We start from the raw sequence: 21,348 nt of genomic DNA, 5'->3' as shown, positions 1-21,348 counted from the left end.
GCCGGGTTATAAAACTGCGGAGTTATTTATGCGTTACTGGAATAGCTGGGGCCAGGAGAGTACTGAAAAACCACATCTGACGGAAACCGCCCTGGGCTTTCTGAAAGGTGTGGTGGGTGATGGCAATAAGTTACCTCAGGCCACTCTGGAAGAGGTGTGTGCCGCTGTTCCTGAATCACGCCTTCCAGATCATCCTCTTATTGATAAAACCCCTGAAATCCGCATACGTCACGCCCGTGGCCAGTCTTTCCCAGACTGGGTGGCCATGAAAAGCGGGCAGTTTGGTACTTTTCCGGATGGCGTTGCCTGTCCGGAAACCCCGGAAGAGATACGGGAGCTAATGAGCTTCGCCAAAGAACAGGATGTGATTGTTGTTCCCTATGGCGGGGGTACAAGTGTTGCCGGGCATATTACTCCGCCAAAACAGAGCAAACCTGTTTTAACTGTCAGTCTTGAACGCATGACCCGGATGCTTAACCTGGATGAAGAGAGCCAGATTGCTACCTTTGGCCCGGGAACACCTGGCCCAATGGTAGAGGCCCAGCTGGCCGCCAGGGGCTATATGCTTGGACACTTCCCCCAGTCTTTTGAGCTTTCCACTATCGGTGGCTGGGTTGCCAGCCGTTCCAGCGGACAGCAGTCCCTCCGGTACGGGCGCATTGAGCAGATGTTTGCCGGTGGTCGTTTGGAAACCTGTGATGGCACCATGGAGATTCCACCCATTCCGGCCTCCTCCGCCGGGCCTGATCTGCGGGAGATGATTCTGGGGTCGGAAGGGCGCTTTGGCATTATTTCAGAAGTGAAGGTGCGGGTGACCCGCGCCCCTGAAAGGGAAGACTTTATTGTGGTGTTCTTCCCCGATTGGGAAAACGCTTTCTGTTTTGCCCGTGAGTCTACCCAGCAGAAAATCCAGCTTTCAATGATGCGGGTCTCCAACCCCGTGGAGACTTGGAGCCAGCTTAAGCTTGCCGGCCATGATGGCACTGTTGGCTGGATAGAGCGTTACCTGAACTTCCGGGGCGTGGGCGAAGGCAAGAGCATGGTGACTTTTGGCATAACTGGTACCAAAGCCCAGGTAAAAGCCGCCCGGAAACAGGTACGCAGGCTGTTGCGCCAGTACAAGGGCGTGGGGATGACCGGAATAGGGCCAAAGGCCGGGCGTCTCTGGGAAGTAGGGCGGTTCCGGTATCCCTACCTGCGGGAGAACTTCTGGCAGCACGGTTATGCCGTGGACACTTTGGAAACCAGCGTAAACTGGAGCAAAGTGGATGCCGCTATGGGGGATATTGAAAATGCTCTGAAAGGCGCGCTGGTGGATGAAGGTGAGAAGGTGCATGCCTTTACCCATATTTCCCACGTGTATACACAAGGCTCAAGCATTTATACCTCCTACCTGTTCCGCTTTGGCAAAACCCATGAAGAGACCCTGGCACGCTGGAAAAAACTCAAGCATGCCGCGTCCATGGCTGTTGTAAAACATGGCGGTACCATCAGTCACCAGCATGGTGTTGGCCGGGATCACGCCCCTTATATGCCTTTTGAAAAAGGTCCCCTGGGCATGGCCGCTCTGCGTAGCCTTGGGCAGTGCTTTGATCCGGATCAGCGTATGAACCCCGGTGCTCTCTTTGATTCAACCAGAGATGAAGCTTCCAGCAAAAGCGGGCAAAACCCTGAAACAGAACAGGGACACGAAACTGTATCCACAGGCGTGCCGGAGCGGGAAGTATGAGTCGACTGTCCGGTATTCAAAACCAACAATGGGATATTATCGTTGTCGGAGGTGGTATTACCGGAGCGGGCATTCTTCGGGAAGCAGCTCGCAGCGACCTGCGGGTGCTGCTGCTGGAACAGAGAGATTTTGCCTGGGGAACATCCAGCCGTTCGTCCAAAATGGTCCATGGCGGTTTGAGATATATCTCCCAGGGTCAGATACGGGTTACCCGTGAATGTGTACACGAGCGTGAACGTCTGCTCAGGGAAGCCCCGGGGCTGGTGAAACCGGGCAGTTTTGCCATGCCCCATTATAAGGGTAAGTTTCCTGGGCCTTTTATTTTCGGAGTTTTGTTGAAGTTTTATGACTTCCTGTCCGGAAAGCGTGCCCACAGATTCAGTCACAAGTTTGAAGTGGATACCCGCTATATTCCTGGCCTGCGTCAGCCTGGTTTGCAGGGGGCAACACTGTTTTTTGATGGTATTGTTGACGACGCGAGACTTGTACTCCGCATCCTTGATGAAGCCCGTCTGGATGGCGGTGAAATGCTGAACTATTGTCAGGTTAAAGAGCTGATAAAAGACAATGACAAGGTGTGTGGTGCCCGTGTTGAGGATGCACTCACGGGGGAACGTTTTGAGCTGAAAGCGAAAGTTGTTATCAATGCCACAGGTGCCTGGACAGATACCCTGCGTCAACAGACCGGAGAAAAAGCTGTAGTTCGGCCTCTCAGGGGCAGCCATCTGGTTCTTCCCCAATGGCGGCTGCCTGTAGCCCAGGCCTGCTGTTTTATGCACCCCGACGATGGCCGTCCGGTCTTTGTGTTCCCCTGGGAAGGCAGTACCGTGGTTGGCACCACAGACCTCGACCACACCGAAGGCCTGGATGATGATCCGGTCATCAGTGAGCAGGAGATTGAATATCTGCTCAAAGCCACTAACAGTGAATTCCCTTCCGGCCATATTCAGCGCAGCGATGTGGTGTCCACATGGTCCGGGGTCAGGCCGGTGATCAGCAGTGGCCGTGACATCAATCCTTCCAAAGAGAATCGTGAGCATGCCATCTGGGATAACCAGGGGCTGATTACTGTCTGTGGTGGCAAGCTGACCACATTCCGTTTGATTGCCCGGGAGGCACTGAATAAAGCTGCCCGTCATTTGCCGGAAAATTCCCTGCTGAACGTCCCGGGTGAAGCTACCTTATTCAGCTCGGTTGAAGAGAGTGATATTTCTGACCCACGCTTTCTTGCGCTGGAAACGGGCCAGAAACAGCGTCTGCAGGGGCGGTTTGGCAGTCGGCTGAAAACTGTTCTGGAAAAAGCCGCAGATCATGATTTTCAGAAAGTGGGAACAACCGAGTTCCTCTGGCTGGAACTGCGCTGGGCTGTTGCTGAAGAGCAGGTTGAGCATCTGGATGATCTTCTGCTGCGCCGTACCCGTGTTGGTAACCTGCTTCCGGAAGGGGCGAAGGTTTACCTGGATCGTGTCGAAACACTGGTTTCTGAAGAACTCGGGTGGGACGGGCAGCGTTGGCAGAACGAGCGCGAGCGTTATATGACTCTCTGGAAACAGGCATACAGTCTGGCAGATGGGACTCCCTGAAGCCTTCGCAGATACTTTCTGTAGGGCTCTTTGAGTAGCCCTCTGAAGCTATTGCAGTCGGAGTATAAAAATGCCAAATAATAAAAATAAGGATCTTATTCTCGCCATTGATAACGGCACCCAAAGTGTTCGGGCACTGTTGTTTGATTTGCGGGGGCATGTGGTCTGCAGCAGCAAGATTGAACTTGAGCCTTATTTCTCCCGTCACCCCGGCTGGGCGGAACAGGACCCGGAGTATTACTGGACTTCCCTTTGCTGTGCCTGTGAGAAACTGTGGGAAAAGGCCGAGGCTGAAGAACCGGGTATCAGACAGCGCGTGAAAGGCGTGACTCTCACCACTCAGCGCGGAACTTATGTCTGCGTGGATGAGCATGGGCAGGCTGTGCGCCCCGCTGTTATCTGGCTGGACCAGCGCAGGGCCAATACCGATGAATCCTTTGGCGGTTTCTGGCAGCCGCTGATTTCCATATCCGGAATGAAAGGGCTGGCCAACTATTTCCGCAGTAAAAGCTATTCCCGCTGGATTGCCCAGAATGAACCGGAGGTATGGGCCAGAACCCGGCACTTTCTTCTGCTTTCCGGTTGGCACACTTTCAAGTTGACAGATGAATACAAAGATTCCGTTGGTGGTACCGTTGGCTATCTGCCATTTAATTACCGCAGGCTCGACTGGGCTCCAGCCTGGGACTGGATGTGGAGGGCGACCTGCATCAGGCGGGAACAGTTATCCGAGCTTGTGAAGCCGGGAGGGACATTGGGCTTAATTACCCCGGAAGCAGCCAGAGCTACGGGTATTCCTGAAGGACTGCCGGTTATTGCCGCAGGGGCGGATAAAGCCTGTGAAGTGATTGGTTCCGGCTGCTACGGAGACAATACGGCCAGCCTGAGTTATGGCACGACAGCCACGATTAATGTGGTTCACGATAAGTTCCGGGAACCCCAGATGTTTATGCCCCCCTGGCCTGCGGCAGTACCCGACAGCTGGAACAGTGAGTTTATGGTGTTCCGGGGTTACTGGATGGTGAGCTGGTTTAAAAATCAGTTTGGTCACCATGAACAAACCCTTGCGGCACAAAGGGGCATGGTTCCGGAAGCGTTGTTTGAAGATCTTCTGGATCAGGCACCGGCCGGCTCCATGGGATTGATGCTGCAACCCTACTGGTCGCCTGGTTTAAAAAATCAGGAAGCGAAAGGCGGCATTATTGGGTTTGGTGATGTGCACGATCGTGCCTATGTATACCGGGCCATTGTTGAGGGGCTGGCCTACGCCCTGCGGGAAGGGAAAGAGAAACTGGAAAAGAAAGGGCGGATAAAACTGCAGAAACTTATGGTTTCCGGAGGTGGTTCCCAGAGCGATGGCGCTTTGCAACTGACGGCTGATATTTTCAACCTTCCGGTTACACGTCCCCATACAACAGAAACATCCGGGCTTGGCGCGGCCATTAACGCTGCTGTCGGGCTGGGGTATTACCCTGACTATGGGACTGCTATTGCAGCTATGACCCGCCCGGGTAAAACATTTGAGCCTGATCCTGATAATGCGCGCTTATATGAACGCCTCTATTCCGAGGTATACCTGAAAATGTATAAACAGCTGCAGCCTCTTTACCGGAAAATCCGGGATATTACCGGCTACCCGGAATAACCTCTCAATTAAAGAGTTGCATTCCCAGACACGTTCTATACTCCTCCTGCTTTGGTTCAGGGGGTACGCATGAAGCATGTTTGTTTGATTAGCGTTGTAATCCTGTCTTTGTTCAGCCCATATCTGCAGGCTGGAATTGACAGGAATTATAATCTGACGTTTCTGCATCCTAATGAAGATCTTAAATGCGTTCACTGTAATAACTATGCTCTGAAGCCTTACCTTATAGGGTGTGGAAAACACCATTGGCTGTGTGAACAATGCCTGGATTCATACCGGGTCACCCATGGCCTCAGCAAGTGTGGAGAAGTGCTTGGGAAGGAACTGGTTACATGTCAAAGCTGTGATAAGGAAAAAATGCATGAAATCGAGTCCTTTGCGGGGATGCAAAGGTATCGTTTGTACCGGAATAGCCTGGAAACTCCAGCACATTTACGTAAATTACTTAATAAATTCAACCCATTGCTTCACGCCGAGAAAGTAAAGTGTTCTGGTGATAATTGCCGATGGTCGGGCGTTTACAGGAATTACAGCGATCATGAAAAAGAGTGCCCGTTCAAATCAACACAGCCATGCACAGAGTGTGGTAATAATTATCTTCAAGGCAATCAGGGGTTGCATGCGGATGCGCATTCTTCATTAATAAAATGCCCCGCCTGTAATAAACCGATCGCAGTCCGTGACGCTGGCGGGCATTTACTTTTTGATTGCCAGTACAGTGGAGAAAAAGATCCTGAACATAAGGAAGTTACAGCCTCCCGGTTTTTCAGAGATAACCTTTTTTCCCCTTCATTAATAAGGAGCAGGTTCCGCTCCGGAGGTAAGCTGCCGCTATACCCTCATCACCCAACACCTGTTCTGGCCTGTAAAAATCGTTGTGGCAATTTTGCTGATGGTACCAAAGCAGGTTCTGCCGGTGAGTCATCCTTTATAGAGTGTCCATATTGTTATAGTGGAGAAGAGCCATTCTCTGGTTTTTCTGAAGATACTGTAGATAATCTCAGGCCCATAATGCACTGGTCCCAGAAAATGGCCAGTTATCCTATACCTGAGGCTGTGCAAAACAGTGAGATGTTTCAGGACAGAGGTGCCTGGTACTGGTTAATTGATAATACGGGAGTGGAAAAGAGAAAGATCAGAACAAGTGGCATCATTGAACACCAGAATATTCGCTTTTCCATGAAGTTGACACCAGATGGCAATAACCCGGAGTTAGCTCATCTGCAATTCATACCCGATCTATCCCAGGCCCCGGATGTTTCCAAAGTCAGGCATTTGCACCTTCTGTTGACTTTGGGAGGGACAGAAAAAGATTCGGGTAATGGGCAAATACCGCTTCTGTTGAGAGTGGGTGGAGATAAACTGCAAGGCTGGCTTAATAAAGGAGAGGTGCTGTCCTTCCCGGTGCCTAACAGGTCAATGATGATTCTGCCGATGACCGGAAAAGGAAGAGTACGGTTTGAGTCCCAGGGGAAAGGCGAGCAACAGATAATATGGACTGTTGAACATGCCAGTCAGTATTTTCTGAACACAATATTAAATGATTCTCCAGATGAATTCCTGCTAATGGAGAGTCCCAGATTCAATACGAGCTCCAGAAATAATCCACAGGGGGCTTTTCTCAGATTAAAAAAAGCAGGGGACTGGATTAAGCTGGATATGACAGGGGATGTTCTTGATACCGATACTCTGAATATAAAGAACTCATACTCTGTTGTTGTCAGCTATGGAGAGAATAAATGGCAATTCTTCTATCAGCCCTTTTTGGAAAATTCAGAACCTCAGGCTGATGTTATCAATAAGTTAACCCTGCTGGACATTATGAAAAAAGGGAGTGATAACGACAGGTTAACTGTTACCCTGTTTCCTGTTTCTCCAGGCGTTAACCTGGAAACTGGTAAAGCGGAATGGGAAATAGGTCCATCTGAGTGGCTATTTCCTGCCGGTGTAAACCAACCCGGAGCTGCTCCTTTGCAAGTGTTGTACTCCTGGCCCTTCAATATTCATGGAAGAAGGTTTAATGGCAAGGTTACTGTAGATACACAGAGCCAGGAACTGTCCGATTTAACGTTTGCCCTTTCAAAGGGACAATCAGAGCTTTCTGTTAAACGTTGGAAAGCTTCTCTGGCAGGGCGCGGTACTATTGATGTAAATAACCTGTCGACCCTGAAACCTGATACAGGGGTACGCAGCAGTGCTGTTGTTAACAGGAAAATGTTAGGGAAAAAACGAACATCCGCTCAACTGGCTTTGACTCTGGGGAAAGAGCCCAGACAGGCAGAGATGGTGAAAGGTAAAGCAGTGCCCGAACCTCTGGAACAAAAGAGCATCCAATCACAATCAGTCACAGAAGGGGCGAGCTCTGATGCCCTGTTATTATCAACCACCGGGGGGCAACTGCAGAAAAACGGTGGCAGGAAAGAAGTGCTTTCCAGGTCGGAGTTAACGCCATTTACTGATGTTGTGCCTCCAGAGAATGACCGATGGGTATGGAGACCCGGAACTATGACTACAGATGAAGATTATAAATCCGGACATATGGCGTTTGGCCACCGTCGGGTCTATTTTTCTGCAGCGAAAACCTCCACCGCTGAGGCATTGTTGAAAATTCATTCAGAGAAATTCTCACGACAGACTCCACCTGCTCTCATGCTTTATCTGCGAACCACCAAAAAAGGTCGGAAGGAAATTGAGTTCTTCCCCACTATTACCGAAAATAAGATTGGATCGTGGGAAGCGGGTACTCCCGTTGTACACCAGCTCGCTGATTTTGATGAGTTATCTGTCGTTCCTCTGTCCGGGATTGGTCAGGTTTCCACTAATCGTATTGGCCGTTCCGGTGAAGTGGAGTTGAGCTGGGTTATTGAGAATGTCAGTAATTATATCGGGTATCTTCCAAGGCATAACCGTCAGTCATTGCTGACCAGCCCGGTCATAAACGGCCTGGTTGGCAACCGGAAATTCTTTGAACTTGCTCAAACGCAAGAATTCCTTACGCTGAACGTTCTCGAAGATGATGGAAGTGAGGTAAAAAATATATCATTACCTGGATCATATATGCTCACCGTCACTTTTGCCGGGCAGATCTGGAGGCAGTTTGTATCTGGAAGTGCATTGTCTTCAGGGCAAGATGAACAGCAGGTACCAATGAGTACTATTAAACATTGCCTCAGCGTTATAGGAATACTTAAAGACAGGATGAGTTTAACGCTGACTCCGATAGTAAACAAAATAATAACCACAGATTCGAATACAAAAGTTGTCTGGCAAGTGGGAAAAACCAGTTTGCTGTTCCCTGATGGGGTTGATGTTAATCAGCCAGACTCTGGAAGAAATGGAGAAGTTGAATTAATTTCTCCTGCCTTTATGTTGGAAGATGGAATGTTTTCGGGAATTGTTACCCTTGATGTAAAAAACAGAACACTAAAGGATATAAAAATCCACAGAGTTGGAATGGGAAAAGGAAAGTCTGACTATGCCATAAATATGAAAACCAGCATTCCAAAGTCTAAACCAGAAGAGCGCTTAGTAAGCGGTGGAGGCATTTGGGAAGTGAATAAAGCCAGAAAGGCATTGCCAGCGGAGCTGGTGGTTGAGTTTTCCCTGGCAGAATCTGGCCTAATTGAAGAAATGACAGAGTTACAACAAGAGCTAAAGCAATTGGGGGTCGGTGATTCCTCAGGGGAGGACGGGGCATCTGAGGTTGAAGAGACGACAGAATTGTAATTTCGCATTTATGACATGACATTGGTGGCATCCTCCTGATGCGGGAAATGACCGGTCGAATGGGGTTTCTGAAGATCGGGAATGGTATGATGTCGGGATTAATATTTTCTGATGGATTGATCAGTACCATATGTCAGCCAAGAAAACCTTTCGGGTCATTTTCCACAATCAGGGCGAAGTCTTTGAAGTGTTTGTCCGCAATGTGTACCAGAGCGATATGTATGGCTTTGTTGAAGTGGAAGAGTACCTCTTCGGCGAGCGTTCCAGCCTGCTTGTGGACCCTTCGGAAGAAAAACTGAAAAGCACCTTTGATGGGGTAAAGAGAAGTTATATTCCCATGCAGGCGATTATCCGCATTGATGAAGTGGAGAAGGAAGGTACGGGTAAGGTTTCCGCAGCCAGTGCTGACAAGGTGACTCCGTTTCCCATGCCCCCAGGTTCGGAAAAATAACAATTCTGTATAGCCTCTGGAACTTTTTTTTGAGCTGTTTTTGGAACTCACACACCGGGATTTGTCTATATTCTACCGTTAGATTGATGATTTCCGGTGACAGGGTGTTCCAAACAGGTGTTCCAAACAATTCGCTTTTATTTATTACTGATCTTCTTTTTTATTGCTGGAATGGTCCAGGCAAATCCTGGCCTGGACCTGATCAATAAGGCCCGCCTTGAGAATGGCCTGAAAGCTTTTACCTTGCAGGAACAGCTTATCAGGGCAGCAGAAGCCCATGCCCATTATATGGCCCGGCATCTGGATTCCGGTCACTATGAAAAGGAAGGCAAAGAGCTGTTTACCGGCAGAACCTGGGTAGACCGGGCTGTTCACGCAGGTTATCCTGCCCGGCTGGTGGCAGAAAATCTGTCTTACGGCCAGGAGGACTGGGCTGGTTCTGCGGAGGGGCTGCTGGGTGCTATTTACCATCGGATCAATTTTCTGCGCTTTGACGCGGATGAAATCGGTATGGCCCTGGCTGTTGGTCCTCCCCTGGAGCAGGACCGGGAAAAGCCACACTATTTCAGCTTTCTGATGGGCAGTTCGCGGCTCCGTGAACTATGCCAGGGAACAACACGCTGGTGGGGCGTGGCGGGTATGTGCGCCGACACGGATTTCACTGTCAGCCGTACAGACTACGAGCAGACTTCTACCCTGCTGGAACGCCAGGGGCCTGACCTGGTGATCTACCCCTGGGAAGGCCAGGATGGTGTTCTGCCTGTTTATATTAATGATGAATACCCCGACCCATGGCCGGGGATGTCTTTGACAGGTCAGCCGGTTTCCGTTCACTTCAATCCCCATCGTTATAAGAATAAAGGGATTCGTATTACCCGTTTCACCCTCACAAATAATCGTCACCGTGAAACAGAGCTGTTGCCTCGGCGGGATAAATTATCGGACAGCCAGAACAGCATTTTTAACGAGTACAGTTTTGCCTGGTTTCCCCGGGAGCCACTTGAGTGGGGGGAACGTTATCATGCCCATCTCGAGTATACAGTTAATGGTCAGTCTTATGTGCGTACATGGTCGTTTCATACCCAGGCAGCCGGGTCAGGAAGGGTTATAACGCTGAAGAAGGCGAACAGCCATATACGGCTGGAGCCTGGCAAAGAGTATGTGCTGGTTTTTTCGACATCTCTGAGTGTGGATAAAATCAGACAGGTATTCCTTGAGTACGAAGGAAATAATACAGAGATGGGTATACTGGGCTTTAATAATATTCGACTGGTTCCAAGAGGCCCGGGTACATTAACGGTAATTTTGAAGAATGGGGTGAAATACACCGTCCGAATTAATACACAATCACTACCGTCTGGTTAAAAATAAAGAATTACTGTGTTACCAGTTTCAGAAAAGCATGATCTGGGTGAATTCCTCACACTCTATAGTGAAAGTGAAGAGCAATAATGCCGCTCACAATTCTTCGCCTGGCGCCGGCTGACTGGTTTTACCTTTTGTTTCCCTGGCAAAAACTCCTCAAATGAGGAATTTTTCTTTCTCTTCTCAAGCTATCTCCTATATTAAAACACTGCCCATTCTTCATAAGCTGGCACCACTATCTGCTTTATCAAGGCTCTGAACCTTTCTCCCTGATTATTGAAGACTCGCTTTCAGCCAAACCTGCTACCCTTCATGGGCTTTTTCAGGAACGGACCACTCGTTCGTTGTACAAAGGTTGTACAAAGAAAGACTAACGACAGGAAAACACTTTTTACATTGTTCAGCGCTTTAAGGTGATTGATATGAATAAGCCTTCAAAACTTCCACTTTTCCGGTGGAAGTTTTTTATTTTGATAATGTCTTTATGCTTGTCAGAAATATCGAGCGTGCAGGCCATGCCGCCCAAAAAGAGCAATCTTCAGTCTGCCAGTAAACTGATTCAACAATGGGATTCTTATGAAGTGCTCTCAGATAACCCTCACATGGCGGGAGTGCTTGAATACGCTATTAATGATCTGGACGAAAATAACACGGCTTATCTGATTTCCCAGCTCAGTGATGAGCGTCAACAGGTGGTCATGAAAGCTCTGATAGCTCGAAACAGCAGCCAGTTTATCGAAAAGGTTAAAAAACACCTGCCAAAACATGATAAAAGCAACAGGATTGACTGGAGCATTATGTGGGCAACGGCGCTCTCCCGGAGTGACTCAGCGAGCGCGGAACCCATGGAGTCCAGCTCGGACTCAGGTAACGAAGAAGATGGTGAAATTCCCACCCTGAGTCCTTCATCATCCAGTTACTCCAGACATTCAGCGCAGCCTGACGAGAGCGAAAGTTCTGGTGAAAGTGACGATGATAGCGAGGGTATGGATACTAACTCATCGGCACATCCCTTCCGCCAACATAAACGTGCCCGGGGGGGAGATAGAACCGTAGTACACCAGCACCAGCACTATCATGCCCACACAGGGCTGTCGGCCGCGACCCCCGCAGTGTTACTGGCTACAAACACAGTGCCAGGGAAAAAAACCTCCAGGGCAATCCGTAAAACCAAAAAGCCATATCAACTTCCAGAAACTGAAGAAACTCTGGCTGACCCGAAATACCTCGAAGAATATTCAGAACGTCAAAAGGAAATAAACGATCTTATAGGTGCCTGCAGCGATGTTTTCCATGGGCTGGACCCAATAGGTCAGCAGATAACAGGCAGAATGAACAGGGAGACCATTCTTGCCCTTGCCAGCCTGAACATCGCCAGTCTGGTTGATCTTACAACCACAGCAACAGGGTTTAATCTTCTCAGTATGGTACCCGTATTTACCCTGTATAATGAGGACAGCCCATTCTCAAGTCTTCAAAGTCAGCTGAAAGAGTTTCACAGAATATTGACTTCCAGCCATGGTTTTAATTCATTAGGAAATCATACTGACAGCCTGATTCCTTTGCTGCTTATTCAACAAGGGCGGGTTATGCAGGAGAAAGAGCTGCCTAACCCCAATATGGAATCTTTGAGATACGTTGCACAAAGAATTAATCAGGAAGATGAAGATCTCTGGTCATTCCTCTATCAGATTTTAAATCAGTTAAATCTCAAACCTCAACGAATGAACACGAAAGCCCAATATCGTGCGGCAGAGAATGCTCTGGCTGAACTTGGAGGAATGAACAAAATCCGTTTCTCAAACCCAGAAGGTCTGGCTGAAGTTATTGCCGCAAACATTAACAGTTCAAATAAAAAGCAGCCAGTTTCTGCCTCAAAAATAAAAGCCAGTAAATATCTTGAATTAATAGGCAAACTGGAAAAAGCTGGTGTTTCCAATCCTCACCTTGAAGTTGCAGTTGCAGTATTCTCTCTCAAAAACCCTGTAATCATACCTGAAGATATGGGGCAGTTCTCTCAGCAGCAGCTTAGAGATCTTGATCAGTTTGCAATGGCTCCTCCCGAACAGGCTTACAGACAAGCCTTCAGTCGAGCCACTGCCAAAGACTTGCAGGAGCACATGAAAGTGGAAGCCCTGGTTCAGGTACTTCTTCGGCGCAGCCAGTTTCTACCTCCTGAATTAATGAACCTCTATGCAAGAACATATACAGAAAGTGCAACAACTGCCTCTGGCAGTGGTCATAAACGAAGAATAGAAACCGAAGAATCTTCAATGGATTACCAACAGGGGTTTCCTCAGCCTGTTACTCATTACAGGCAACCCCTGGCTGCCGAACCTTATAGACCTCAACGAGGCTCTGGAGAATTACAATTAAGCGACCTGTCTGTCATTCTGGCACGGCTAAAAAATGTAAGTAACTGGAAGACTTTTGCTCTCTATCTAGGTGTCCCTTACGATCAGTTGAATAAAATTGAGGCTCAGAGGCAGCTGAATTCAGAGCTATGCATGATAGATGCTGTTGATTACTGGCTCAGAAACTCCAAAAAACCTACTACCTGGGAGAATATTGCGCGAGCACTCGATAAAGTTGATGAACGCAGCCTTGCTGTTCAAATCAGAGACAGGGCAAGTATCTCACAGCCGATAGCAGGATCTCCTTTCCAGCAAAGGCCCTCTATTCAGCTTATGAAAAACTTAACCGATGAATACGGAAAAAACCTGGGCATCTTTATCAGGCTGACAAGTAATATAAGCACTTTTGGTATATTTCTTCTGAATGATGATAATGGGGTTCGAGTCGAGACAATTACCCGAAATTACCGATATGACGGAATGGAGAAACAGGTGGAAGCTATTGTAGGAGCCTGGATTAACGACGGCGGCCCAAATGTCACCTGGAATTTCCTGATGGAGTGTGCCAGAAATTCTCAACTTGGAGCTTTAGTCGATGAGATGCGGGAGGCTGTCCCCAAACTCTATCCTCGCCAGTAACACCTTCATGATTATTGATTAATAGTACTTAGAAGCCGGGCTCATCCCGGCTTCTTTTTTGTATACCCCGCTTAGCAAAGTAACTCTGTAAGGGAATCAACAAGCAAATCAGGGGAAAATGCGTGAATCGGTTCACCATGATTATACCCATAAGGCACCGCCGCACAGAGCACTCCCGCTGCCCGGGCCGCAGCAATATCATGGCGGGAATCCCCTACCATCAGGGTTTGCTCCGGGCCAACCTGAAAATTCTTCATAATATGCAACAATGGCTCAGGGTCCGGCTTGCGTTGTTCCAGGGTATCCCCACACACAACCATGGAAAAATAATCGTCAAGGTTCAGGTGCTTTAATAATGAACCGGTAAAGCGTTCACTTTTATTGGTGACCACAGCCAGGGTAATGCCCTGCTCTTTTAAACCTCGCAGAGCCTCTTCAACGCCAGCATAAAGTACGCTGTACTGGCCGCAGGCCAGGTCATAGGTTTTGTGAAAAATATCCCTGGCTTTCTGGTACACAATATTGTCCGAATCCGTATCCAGCCCTGCGTCAGCAAGGGCACGCTGAATAAGCACAGGAACACCATTGCCGATCCATAACCGGACTTTATCAGCACCTGCTACAGGTTTACCCAGGGACTGAAGCATCTGGTCTGTGGCAACAGCCAGGTCGGGTACACTGTTCACCAGGGTACCGTCCAGGTCAAACATAATCAGCCGGGGCATACTGCCCGCAAATAAATTCTGCAGCACCATTTTTCTCTCCCTGGTAAACCTGTTCGGGATTTTTTTGTTAAGAGGAAACCGTACCGATGAACGTGGGGGAATATCAGGTCGCAGGGAAAATGCCCCCTGCGAAAAGGGAAAATATCTATCAGTATCAGCGAATCAGCTCTGCCCGCATACTATCAATCACGGTCTTGTAGTCCTCGGCATTGTAGATGGCAGAACCGGCAACAAAGGTATCCACGCCGGCATCGGCGATCTCGCGGATATTCTGTACGCCCACGCCACCGTCGATCTCCAGGCGAATATCCAGACCGCTGTCATCAATCATCTTGCGCACCTCACGGGCCTTGGCCAGGGTGGACGGAATAAACTTCTGGCCGCCAAACCCCGGGTTGACCGACATCAGCAGAATCATATCCAGTCGGTCCATCACATATCCAAGGCAGTCAGGGGTAGTGGCCGGATTCAGCACCAGGCCCGCCTTGGCACCGCCATCACGGATCATTTGCAGACTGCGGTCTACATGTTCGCTGGCTTCCGCATGGAAGGTGATATAGCTGGCTCCCGCTTCCAGAAAAGACTGAATCAGGCCATCCACCGGGCTTACCATCAGATGCACATCGATAGGCGCGGTAATGCCATAGTTACGCAGGGATTTACACACCATGGGACCAAATGTCAGGTTGGGCACATAGTGATTGTCCATCACGTCAAAGTGAATCATATCGGCACCGGCATCCAGCACGGCCTGAGTTTCTTCACCCAGGCGGGCAAAGTCAGCGGACAGAATACTGGGGGCGATCTGCAAGTCTTTCATGGTTTTTATCACGAGCGGAAAAAACCTGATTGTAACCGGTTGCTGCCCGGTACACATCACTGAACAGCAGCTTTACCCATAAAGGTAAACACCTTCGGGTGCCACTCTATAGTTGCCGGTGCCAGGAAAAACGGCTCGCCGTCTATCTGCATAACGGATGATTCCCCTTCAGATCCTTCCTTTTTCCTGACCTGCAATTTTGAGAACTCTATGCGCCGGAAGTCACAAGGGGGAAGCCCAAGCGACAATGCAGTGAGGTTCGCAAACTCCCGAAAGCGGCCCAGACCACACCCGTAAATCAGGGTTCCTTCACTATTGCCTGGTTTTTGCTTCGGATTGAATTTCACGCCATTACCCGCAAAGGGTCCGCATGTCGCAATCAATATATTTACCCAACCCCCAGAGGACTCACCCACCCCATCAATATCAAATTCCAGGGACTCAGGATGACCATATATACAGGCCGCGATTGTTGCCGTTGGGTACATCAGGAATCTGGGCCACCCCTTCACCATCCTGCTGACAGGCTGGTTCGTGTCGTGCAGATATTTCATCCAGCCGGCACGGGCACCAACACCAAAATCTACCTCATCGAGTGCCCATCGCTTGATTTGCTTACCTGCCCCTCCACCACTCGACACTCGCCTGGACGCAGACACTTTATAAGCACCATAAGCCACAGGGGTACCATCCTTTAATATCCGGATAGCTTCCATAATATGCCCCTTACTGATACCGATATTTCTGGCGATATCATTGCCTGAACCACTGGGGATTATTCCAAAAACAACATCGGGTTTATCATCAAGTTCTTGCACCATTTCACTGATGGTGCCATCTCCACCGACCCCGGCAATCAGCAGCTTTTCATCGGCGTTTTCCTTCTGTTGATGCCACTTTTGATAATATTCACAAGCAAAATCACTGGCATTACCCGGCCCGGTGGTTTTATGAACGGTATAGGGAATCATTCCTGGCTCAGAGGTCTCTTTCCCTGGCACAAACCCAGACATCTTCAACAGGCTTTCAATCCCTGGCCATGCTGTTTTGCAACGCCCATGACAACTGCCTTCATTGACAATAAACAGAGCTTCTGAAAAGCCTCCAAAAACCAGAAATGGAAATATCAGAAGGAACAACCCAACGACACAAAAGCATCTTACGAGCGACATGAATTCCCCCTGCAAAACAACCATATTCAATGGCCGAACAACATAGCAGGGGGAAAAATAGCAGGAGGAAAGGGCTCTTTCCTGAAAATGATTTTAAATCAAATCTCCTGCAGCGCCGCCGTAGGTGCCTGACTGATAACACGGCGCACCCCCAGCCAGCCAGAAATACCCAGCACCAGGGCTCCCGTCAGGGGAAGAGCCAGCCAGAGCCAGAGTACGGGTTGCCATGACAGCTCAAATACTCTTGTATTCAGCCAGTAGCTGCACAGTTCCGTTCCTGCAGCGGCCAGAAAACCAGCAAGAGCGCCAAACATTAAAAACTCACCGGCCTGCATAACCATCAACTGTCTGCGTGTTCCGCCGAGAGAACGAATCAATGCCCCTTCCTGCAGTCGCTGGTCGATACCGGACTCAATGACCGCCGCCATGACCAGAAGACCAGCCAACAGCAGTGCGCCCAGCATCGCTTCCACTGCCAGAGAGGACTGTTCAACCATTTTGCGCACCTGTGAAATCACCGCATCCAGGTCCAGTAAAGTGATTGAAGGGAATTGCCGAATCAGCTCATTCAGTTCCACCTTACGTTCAGGCTCCAGATAGAAACTGTTCAGCCAGGTCGCAGGCAAATCCCGCATCGCAGCTTCAGGCATCACCATATAGAAATTGGGCTGGAATGACTCCCATTGCACTTGGCGAATACTGGTGACTTCCTGGGTAAAGGAGCGCCCGTTCACCATAAAGGTCAGCTGGTCACCTATCCTGATTTTCAGATGCTCCGCCAGCTCCTGCTCTACAGAGAGGCCCTTGTCACTGCCCTCAGGCCACCACTCCCCCTGAACCAGGGTATTGCTCTTTGGCAACTGTTCAGACCAGGTCAGATTCAGCTCCCGATTCAGAGCATTATGACCACGCTCATCTTTGGATACCGCTTCTCGCACCGCAACACCATTAACCTCAACCAGACGACCACGGATCACTGGATACAGCTCGGTTGCATCAATATTATTCTGCTCCAGAAACTCTCTGTAGCCTTTTAATTCCGATGGCTGAATATTGATAGCGAAGTAATTCGGCGTTTGTGTCGGCAGCTCATTTTGCCAGCGTGACAGCAGATCGGTACGCAACACCAGCACCACGGCCATAGCCAGGAAGGTCAGAGTAAAGGCGAGCAGTTGAGCTGATGAACTGCCCCGTTCCTGCACGATCCGTTTCAGCCCCAGTCTCCAGTGGTAAGAGAGCATACGACTACCGCTCATACGATCCATCAGCTTCAGCATGCCTCGCAGCCCAAGAGTGATTACTGTCAGCACCACTCCAGAGGCCAGCACCAGAATCAGGGTCATTATCAGCTCACCGGTGTAGTACCACAGCAGAAAAACCATAGCGGCAAGAGAGAAGCCGTATACCAGCCAGGCAGAAACGGGAGCCGGAACCAGTTCTCGACGCAAGACCCTTAAAGGCGACACCTGCTGCAGCCGTAGCAGAGGGGCAAGACCAAAACCCACCAGAGTAATAAAGCCTGTAGAACCACCCACCAGTACTGGCATCAGCCCGGGCTCCGGCAGCCAGGCCGGCAGCACACCTTTTAGCAGCGCAACAAATCCCGCCTGCAGCAGCCAGCCCAGGAGCATACCCGGCAGAGTCACCAGCACGGCCACTATCAGAAGTTCACCCGCCAGTAGGTTCAACACTCGCCGGCGGCTGGCACCCAGGCAACGCATCACCGCACTGGCATCAAAACGACGCTCTACAAACCGTCGCGTGGCCATTGCCACAGCAACACCTGCCAGCAGCACAGCAGCCATACTTCCCAAACCGAGAAACTGCCGCAGACGTTTAACTGAATTACGCAGTTCACGGCGATCGTCGTCCGCCCGCACCAGTTTTTCGCTGGTATTGAGTTTGTCCTTGCTCCAGTTCTGGAATGCCTTCAGTTGCGCAGGTTCACCCGCCATCAGGGTTTTCCAGCTTACCCGGCTGCCGGGTTGAATCACTTTGGTGCGCTCAACATCGGCCATATTGAACATTAGCCGTGGGGAAAGACTATAGAAGTTACCACCCCGATCCGTTTCCAGGGTTATAGCCCGAGTGATGGTCAGCTCTGTTTCTCCCAGAAAAACCTTGTCGCCTATAGCAACACCCAGCAAAGGGAACAGCCTTGGTTCCAGCCAGGCCTCGCCGACCGCAGGTACTTCGGCAGTTACAACATCCTGAGTGAAAGGTCGGGGAGATGTTCGAATGTGTCCTCGCAGCGGGTAGTTGTTCTCAACCGCCTTGGCAGAGACCAGTTGCATCTCATCTCCAGCCAGCACCACTGACGGAAATTCCAGTATACGAGACAACTCAATCTGCTGATCTCTGGCGTGCTTCAGAACCGGCTCCTGTACGGGCCTGGGGCTGCGAATCACCATATCCGCTCCCATCACCTCGGCCACCTGCTGTCCCATAGCCAGTTGCAGGCGATCGCTGAACAGCGCGATTGCTGTACTGACAGAAACCGCCATCAGCAGTGCCAGCACCAGCAGCCAAAGCTCCCCGGTACGCCAGTCCCTCAGCAGAAAACGCCAGGAGAGAGTAGCTGTACCTTTTGATCCATTCATGGCTTTCAACCGGCTCATGGCTGCTGCTCCAGACGACCACCATGCAGATGCAGCATCCTGTTACAACGTTTGGCCAGAGTCAGGTCATGGGTTACCAGCACCAGGGTGGTTCCCTGCTCCCGGTTTACTTCAAACAGCAGATCAATAATTTTCTCACCGGTTTTCTCGTCCAGGTTGCCGGTGGGTTCATCGGCAAACAGAATATTGGGTTCACCGGCAAAGGCCCGGGCAATGGCCACCCGCTGCTGTTCACCGCCGGACAGTTGTCGTGGATAGTGTTCCAGACGCTTTTCCAGTCCTACACGATTCAATAAGTTCTCCGCCCGCTGTACCGGTTTATCCCGTCCGGCCAGTTCCAGAGGCAGCATAACGTTTTCCAGTGCAGTCAGATTGGGAAGCAGCTGAAAGGATTGAAAGACAAAGCCGGTATACTCCCCTCGAATCCGGGCACGCTGGTCTTCATCCAGAGTATCAATACGCTCTCCCGCCAGAGCCACCTCGCCGCTGCTGGGAAGGTCCAGCCCCGCCAGAATTCCCAGCAGGGTGGACTTGCCAGAGCCAGACATGCCCAGTATTGCGACGGCTTCGCCCCTCTTGATCTGCAGATCAAGCCCCGACAAGATAGTGAGCGCACCATTCCCGGTCTGTACTGTCTTTTCCAGCCCTCTGGCTGTGACGACATCACCGGATGAAGAAGAATCGGAGAGCCCTGTGGTTAAAAAATCTGTGGTTGAATGCATACGTCGCCGTTTAATGTTGTTACTGGTCTTATTATTTCTGTCCGTTAACAGCTGGGCTGCCACTTCCCGGACAGTGATGATTTATGGTGACAGCCTCAGCGCGGCTTATGGTCTTGAGCTGAGCCAGGGCTGGGTGTCACTGCTTGAAACCAAACTACGTCAGAGCCACCCCCAGTGGCAAGTGGTGAATCTCAGCATCAGCGGCGAAACCACGGCAGGCGGCCTGAGTCGTTTACCGGCAGCCCTGGATCAGCACAGACCGGATCTGGTGCTGCTGGAGTTGGGTGCCAATGATGGCTTACGGGGAATCTCCCTGAAAACCATTCAAGCCAATATGGACAACATGATTAAGATGCTAAAGCAGAGGGAGATTCCCACGCTCGTGCTGGAGATGCAGATCCCCCCAAACTACGGGCCAGTCTATACCAAACGCTTTAACGGGATTTATCATTCACTGGCGAAGCAATACGGCGCTGAAATACTGCCATTCTTCCTGAATGGAATAGCTGGACAGCCAGAACTGAACCAGCCGGATGGCATTCATCCAACAGCAAAAGCCCAATCCAAAATACTGGACAATATCTGGCCTCATCTCCAGCCTTTACTAAGGAGCGTTGACAATTAACCATCACACTATACTCCTCGTCGAAGCTGCAAGAAACAGAGACAGTATGTAAGAAAAGGGATCTTGTAGAACGCTTGTTTCAGAAGCTGAAACAGTTTCGATGAGTAGCTACCAGATACGAAAGGTTAGGTCACAACTATCTGAGTATGCTGCAAATAGCAGTTTCCTTGATTTAATTAATTATCAACGCTCCCTCACCACCGGCTTCAATCGGTGGTTGCATTCCATGCCTCACAGTGAGTAGCGTCACATTTTAAGCCCACTCTGTATTTTACAGCTCCGTAATAAATTTGTTTTCCAGAAGCGGGATTAAAAATAGTGACATTGATATCCGGTGTCGAATCCGAAGGTACTCTAAATGGCTGCATTGTGCTTGGGTGTATCGAAATCTTCTGATCCCGGTAACCAACTATATGAAAAGTCACAAGTATATCGCTATGCTCGGACATGTTATAGAAAGGAAGACAGGATTTATACTCGTGATGAGCTCGTACATCGGTCTTTTTACAGAAATCCTCCCCACTTGTCGGGACATCAGCTTGTGAAAAAAGGTTATCCAATTCGCCATTTCCGAGACTGTCAATTGATAAAGGCATTTGCTCGTAGTCTGTTAGGGGAACTCCTGCAGATACAGTGAATGAGCAGAGGGAGATGACCGTTACATAACAAAGCATTCTGGTGCTGGATACCATGGCAGAGAACTCCGAAAGAGTAACTAAAGATGAAAGCCAAATGTAGTTTGTTAAAAGCTGATCAGTAATGAAGCAGCCCTCACCACCGACTTTAATCGGAGGTTGAATTCCATGCCTCACAGTGAGTAGCGTCGCATTTTAAGCCAACTTTGTTTTTTACAACGCCTTTATAAATTTGTTTTCCAGCATGGGGATTAAAAACAGTGACATTAGTACCCCCTGCTGCACCCGAACGTTCAGCAAATGCATTAGCTGTGCCTGGTGCTATCCCGTACGCTACATCCATCTGGCTAGGAAGAGCAAAAATCACGTTCATGTAGCTATTCTTGGACATGTTGTAGAAAGGGAGACAAGATTTATGCTTTTGATGATCTTGTACATCTAACTCTTTACAATATTCCTCACCACTTGCCGGGACATCAGTTTCTGCAAAGAGATTATCCAATTCGCCATTTCCGAGCCTGTCAATTGATAAAGGCATT

General features: G+C 49.6%; 14 protein-coding genes. 8 read left to right on the top strand and 6 right to left on the bottom strand.

Annotated elements, in window-relative coordinates; translation table 11 throughout:
* The first annotated feature begins 28 nt into the window (after positions 1 to 28).
* The 7 genes from ACY2RQ_RS05705 to ACY2RQ_RS05675 all read left to right on the top strand — a co-directional run bounded on the left by ACY2RQ_RS05705 (position 29) and on the right by ACY2RQ_RS05675 (position 13,492).
* The gene (locus ACY2RQ_RS05705; protein ID WP_490111996.1) at positions 29 to 1,729 is read left to right on the top strand and encodes an FAD-binding oxidoreductase; all 1,701 of its coding nucleotides are present in this window, start codon (positions 29 to 31) and stop codon (positions 1,727 to 1,729) included.
* Positions 1,726 to 3,312 (top strand): glycerol-3-phosphate dehydrogenase/oxidase, encoded by a 1,587-nt coding sequence (locus ACY2RQ_RS05700; RefSeq protein ID WP_490111995.1) that lies wholly within the window; start codon positions 1,726 to 1,728, stop codon positions 3,310 to 3,312. Before ACY2RQ_RS05705 ends, ACY2RQ_RS05700 begins: the two co-directional genes overlap by 4 nt.
* A gap of 70 nt (positions 3,313 to 3,382) precedes the next feature.
* The gene (locus ACY2RQ_RS05695; RefSeq protein ID WP_490111994.1) at positions 3,383 to 4,957 is read left to right on the top strand and encodes an FGGY-family carbohydrate kinase; all 1,575 of its coding nucleotides are present in this window, start codon (positions 3,383 to 3,385) and stop codon (positions 4,955 to 4,957) included.
* Between the two features lie 2,214 nt (positions 4,958 to 7,171).
* Positions 7,172 to 8,683 carry a hypothetical protein gene (locus tag ACY2RQ_RS05690; RefSeq protein ID WP_490111993.1) on the top strand — a complete coding sequence of 504 codons (1,512 nt, stop codon included), beginning with the start codon at positions 7,172 to 7,174 and terminating at the stop codon, positions 8,681 to 8,683.
* 130 nt (positions 8,684 to 8,813) lie between these two features.
* Positions 8,814 to 9,134, top strand: a complete 321-nt coding sequence (locus ACY2RQ_RS05685) for a DUF1820 family protein (RefSeq protein WP_490111992.1) — start codon at positions 8,814 to 8,816, stop codon at positions 9,132 to 9,134.
* 117 nt (positions 9,135 to 9,251) lie between these two features.
* Positions 9,252 to 10,499 carry a CAP domain-containing protein gene (locus ACY2RQ_RS05680; protein ID WP_490111991.1) on the top strand — a complete coding sequence of 416 codons (1,248 nt, stop codon included), beginning with the start codon at positions 9,252 to 9,254 and terminating at the stop codon, positions 10,497 to 10,499.
* A gap of 515 nt (positions 10,500 to 11,014) precedes the next feature.
* Complete coding sequence (locus ACY2RQ_RS05675; protein ID WP_490111990.1) at positions 11,015 to 13,492, top strand: death domain-containing protein; 2,478 nt, start codon at positions 11,015 to 11,017, stop codon at positions 13,490 to 13,492.
* A 71-nt stretch (positions 13,493 to 13,563) separates the two neighbouring features.
* Here the strand turns inward: ACY2RQ_RS05675 and ACY2RQ_RS05670 are convergent, their stop codons facing one another.
* The 5 genes from ACY2RQ_RS05670 to ACY2RQ_RS05650 form a co-directional block, all read right to left on the bottom strand.
* Positions 13,564 to 14,247: a phosphoglycolate phosphatase gene (locus ACY2RQ_RS05670; RefSeq protein ID WP_490111989.1), complete on the bottom strand. Its 684-nt coding sequence runs from the start codon at positions 14,245 to 14,247 to the stop codon at positions 13,564 to 13,566.
* A 124-nt stretch (positions 14,248 to 14,371) separates the two neighbouring features.
* Positions 14,372 to 15,037, bottom strand: a complete 666-nt coding sequence (gene rpe, locus ACY2RQ_RS05665) for a ribulose-phosphate 3-epimerase (protein ID WP_490111988.1) — start codon at positions 15,035 to 15,037, stop codon at positions 14,372 to 14,374.
* Between the two features lie 56 nt (positions 15,038 to 15,093).
* The gene (locus ACY2RQ_RS05660; protein WP_490111987.1) at positions 15,094 to 16,209 is read right to left on the bottom strand and encodes a diacylglycerol/lipid kinase family protein; all 1,116 of its coding nucleotides are present in this window, start codon (positions 16,207 to 16,209) and stop codon (positions 15,094 to 15,096) included.
* A 98-nt stretch (positions 16,210 to 16,307) separates the two neighbouring features.
* Complete coding sequence (locus ACY2RQ_RS05655; RefSeq protein ID WP_490111986.1) at positions 16,308 to 18,827, bottom strand: ABC transporter permease; 2,520 nt, start codon at positions 18,825 to 18,827, stop codon at positions 16,308 to 16,310.
* A complete protein-coding gene (locus ACY2RQ_RS05650) occupies positions 18,824 to 19,549 on the bottom strand; it encodes an ABC transporter ATP-binding protein (protein ID WP_490111985.1) in 726 nt (241 codons plus the stop codon). The genes ACY2RQ_RS05655 and ACY2RQ_RS05650 overlap by 4 nt, the downstream gene beginning before the upstream one ends.
* Here ACY2RQ_RS05650 and ACY2RQ_RS05645 point away from each other — a divergent pair.
* Entirely contained in the window at positions 19,536 to 20,174 is a 639-nt protein-coding gene (locus ACY2RQ_RS05645; RefSeq protein WP_490111984.1) for an arylesterase, read from the top strand. The two genes, ACY2RQ_RS05650 and ACY2RQ_RS05645, sit on opposite strands and share 14 nt — an antisense overlap.
* A 783-nt stretch (positions 20,175 to 20,957) precedes the next feature.
* On the opposite strand, the gene ACY2RQ_RS05640 is transcribed toward ACY2RQ_RS05645, so the two are convergent.
* Positions 20,958 to 21,347, bottom strand: coding sequence for a hypothetical protein (locus tag ACY2RQ_RS05640; RefSeq protein WP_490111983.1), 390 nt, complete (start codon positions 21,345 to 21,347; stop codon positions 20,958 to 20,960).
* Position 21,348: the final 1 nt, after the last annotated feature.

Source organism: Parendozoicomonas sp. 209JJ7-1 (genome assembly GCF_058147085.1).
This window is presented reverse-complemented; position numbering and strand designations above follow the sequence as displayed.

Coding starts and splice junctions, on each gene's coding strand:
- ACY2RQ_RS05700 (WP_490111995.1), top strand. CDS start 1,726: ATGAGTCGACTGTCCGGTATTCAAAACCAACAATGGGATATTATCGTT.
- ACY2RQ_RS05640 (WP_490111983.1), bottom strand. CDS start 21,347: ATGCCTTTATCAATTGACAGGCTCGGAAATGGCGAATTGGATAATCTC.
- ACY2RQ_RS05660 (WP_490111987.1), bottom strand. CDS start 16,209: ATGTCGCTCGTAAGATGCTTTTGTGTCGTTGGGTTGTTCCTTCTGATA.
- ACY2RQ_RS05690 (WP_490111993.1), top strand. CDS start 7,172: ATGTTAGGGAAAAAACGAACATCCGCTCAACTGGCTTTGACTCTGGGG.
- ACY2RQ_RS05650 (WP_490111985.1), bottom strand. CDS start 19,549: ATGCATTCAACCACAGATTTTTTAACCACAGGGCTCTCCGATTCTTCT.
- rpe (WP_490111988.1), bottom strand. CDS start 15,037: ATGAAAGACTTGCAGATCGCCCCCAGTATTCTGTCCGCTGACTTTGCC.
- ACY2RQ_RS05670 (WP_490111989.1), bottom strand. CDS start 14,247: ATGGTGCTGCAGAATTTATTTGCGGGCAGTATGCCCCGGCTGATTATG.
- ACY2RQ_RS05675 (WP_490111990.1), top strand. CDS start 11,015: ATGCCGCCCAAAAAGAGCAATCTTCAGTCTGCCAGTAAACTGATTCAA.
- ACY2RQ_RS05655 (WP_490111986.1), bottom strand. CDS start 18,827: ATGAGCCGGTTGAAAGCCATGAATGGATCAAAAGGTACAGCTACTCTC.
- ACY2RQ_RS05705 (WP_490111996.1), top strand. CDS start 29: ATGCGTTACTGGAATAGCTGGGGCCAGGAGAGTACTGAAAAACCACAT.
- ACY2RQ_RS05695 (WP_490111994.1), top strand. CDS start 3,383: ATGCCAAATAATAAAAATAAGGATCTTATTCTCGCCATTGATAACGGC.
- ACY2RQ_RS05685 (WP_490111992.1), top strand. CDS start 8,814: ATGTCAGCCAAGAAAACCTTTCGGGTCATTTTCCACAATCAGGGCGAA.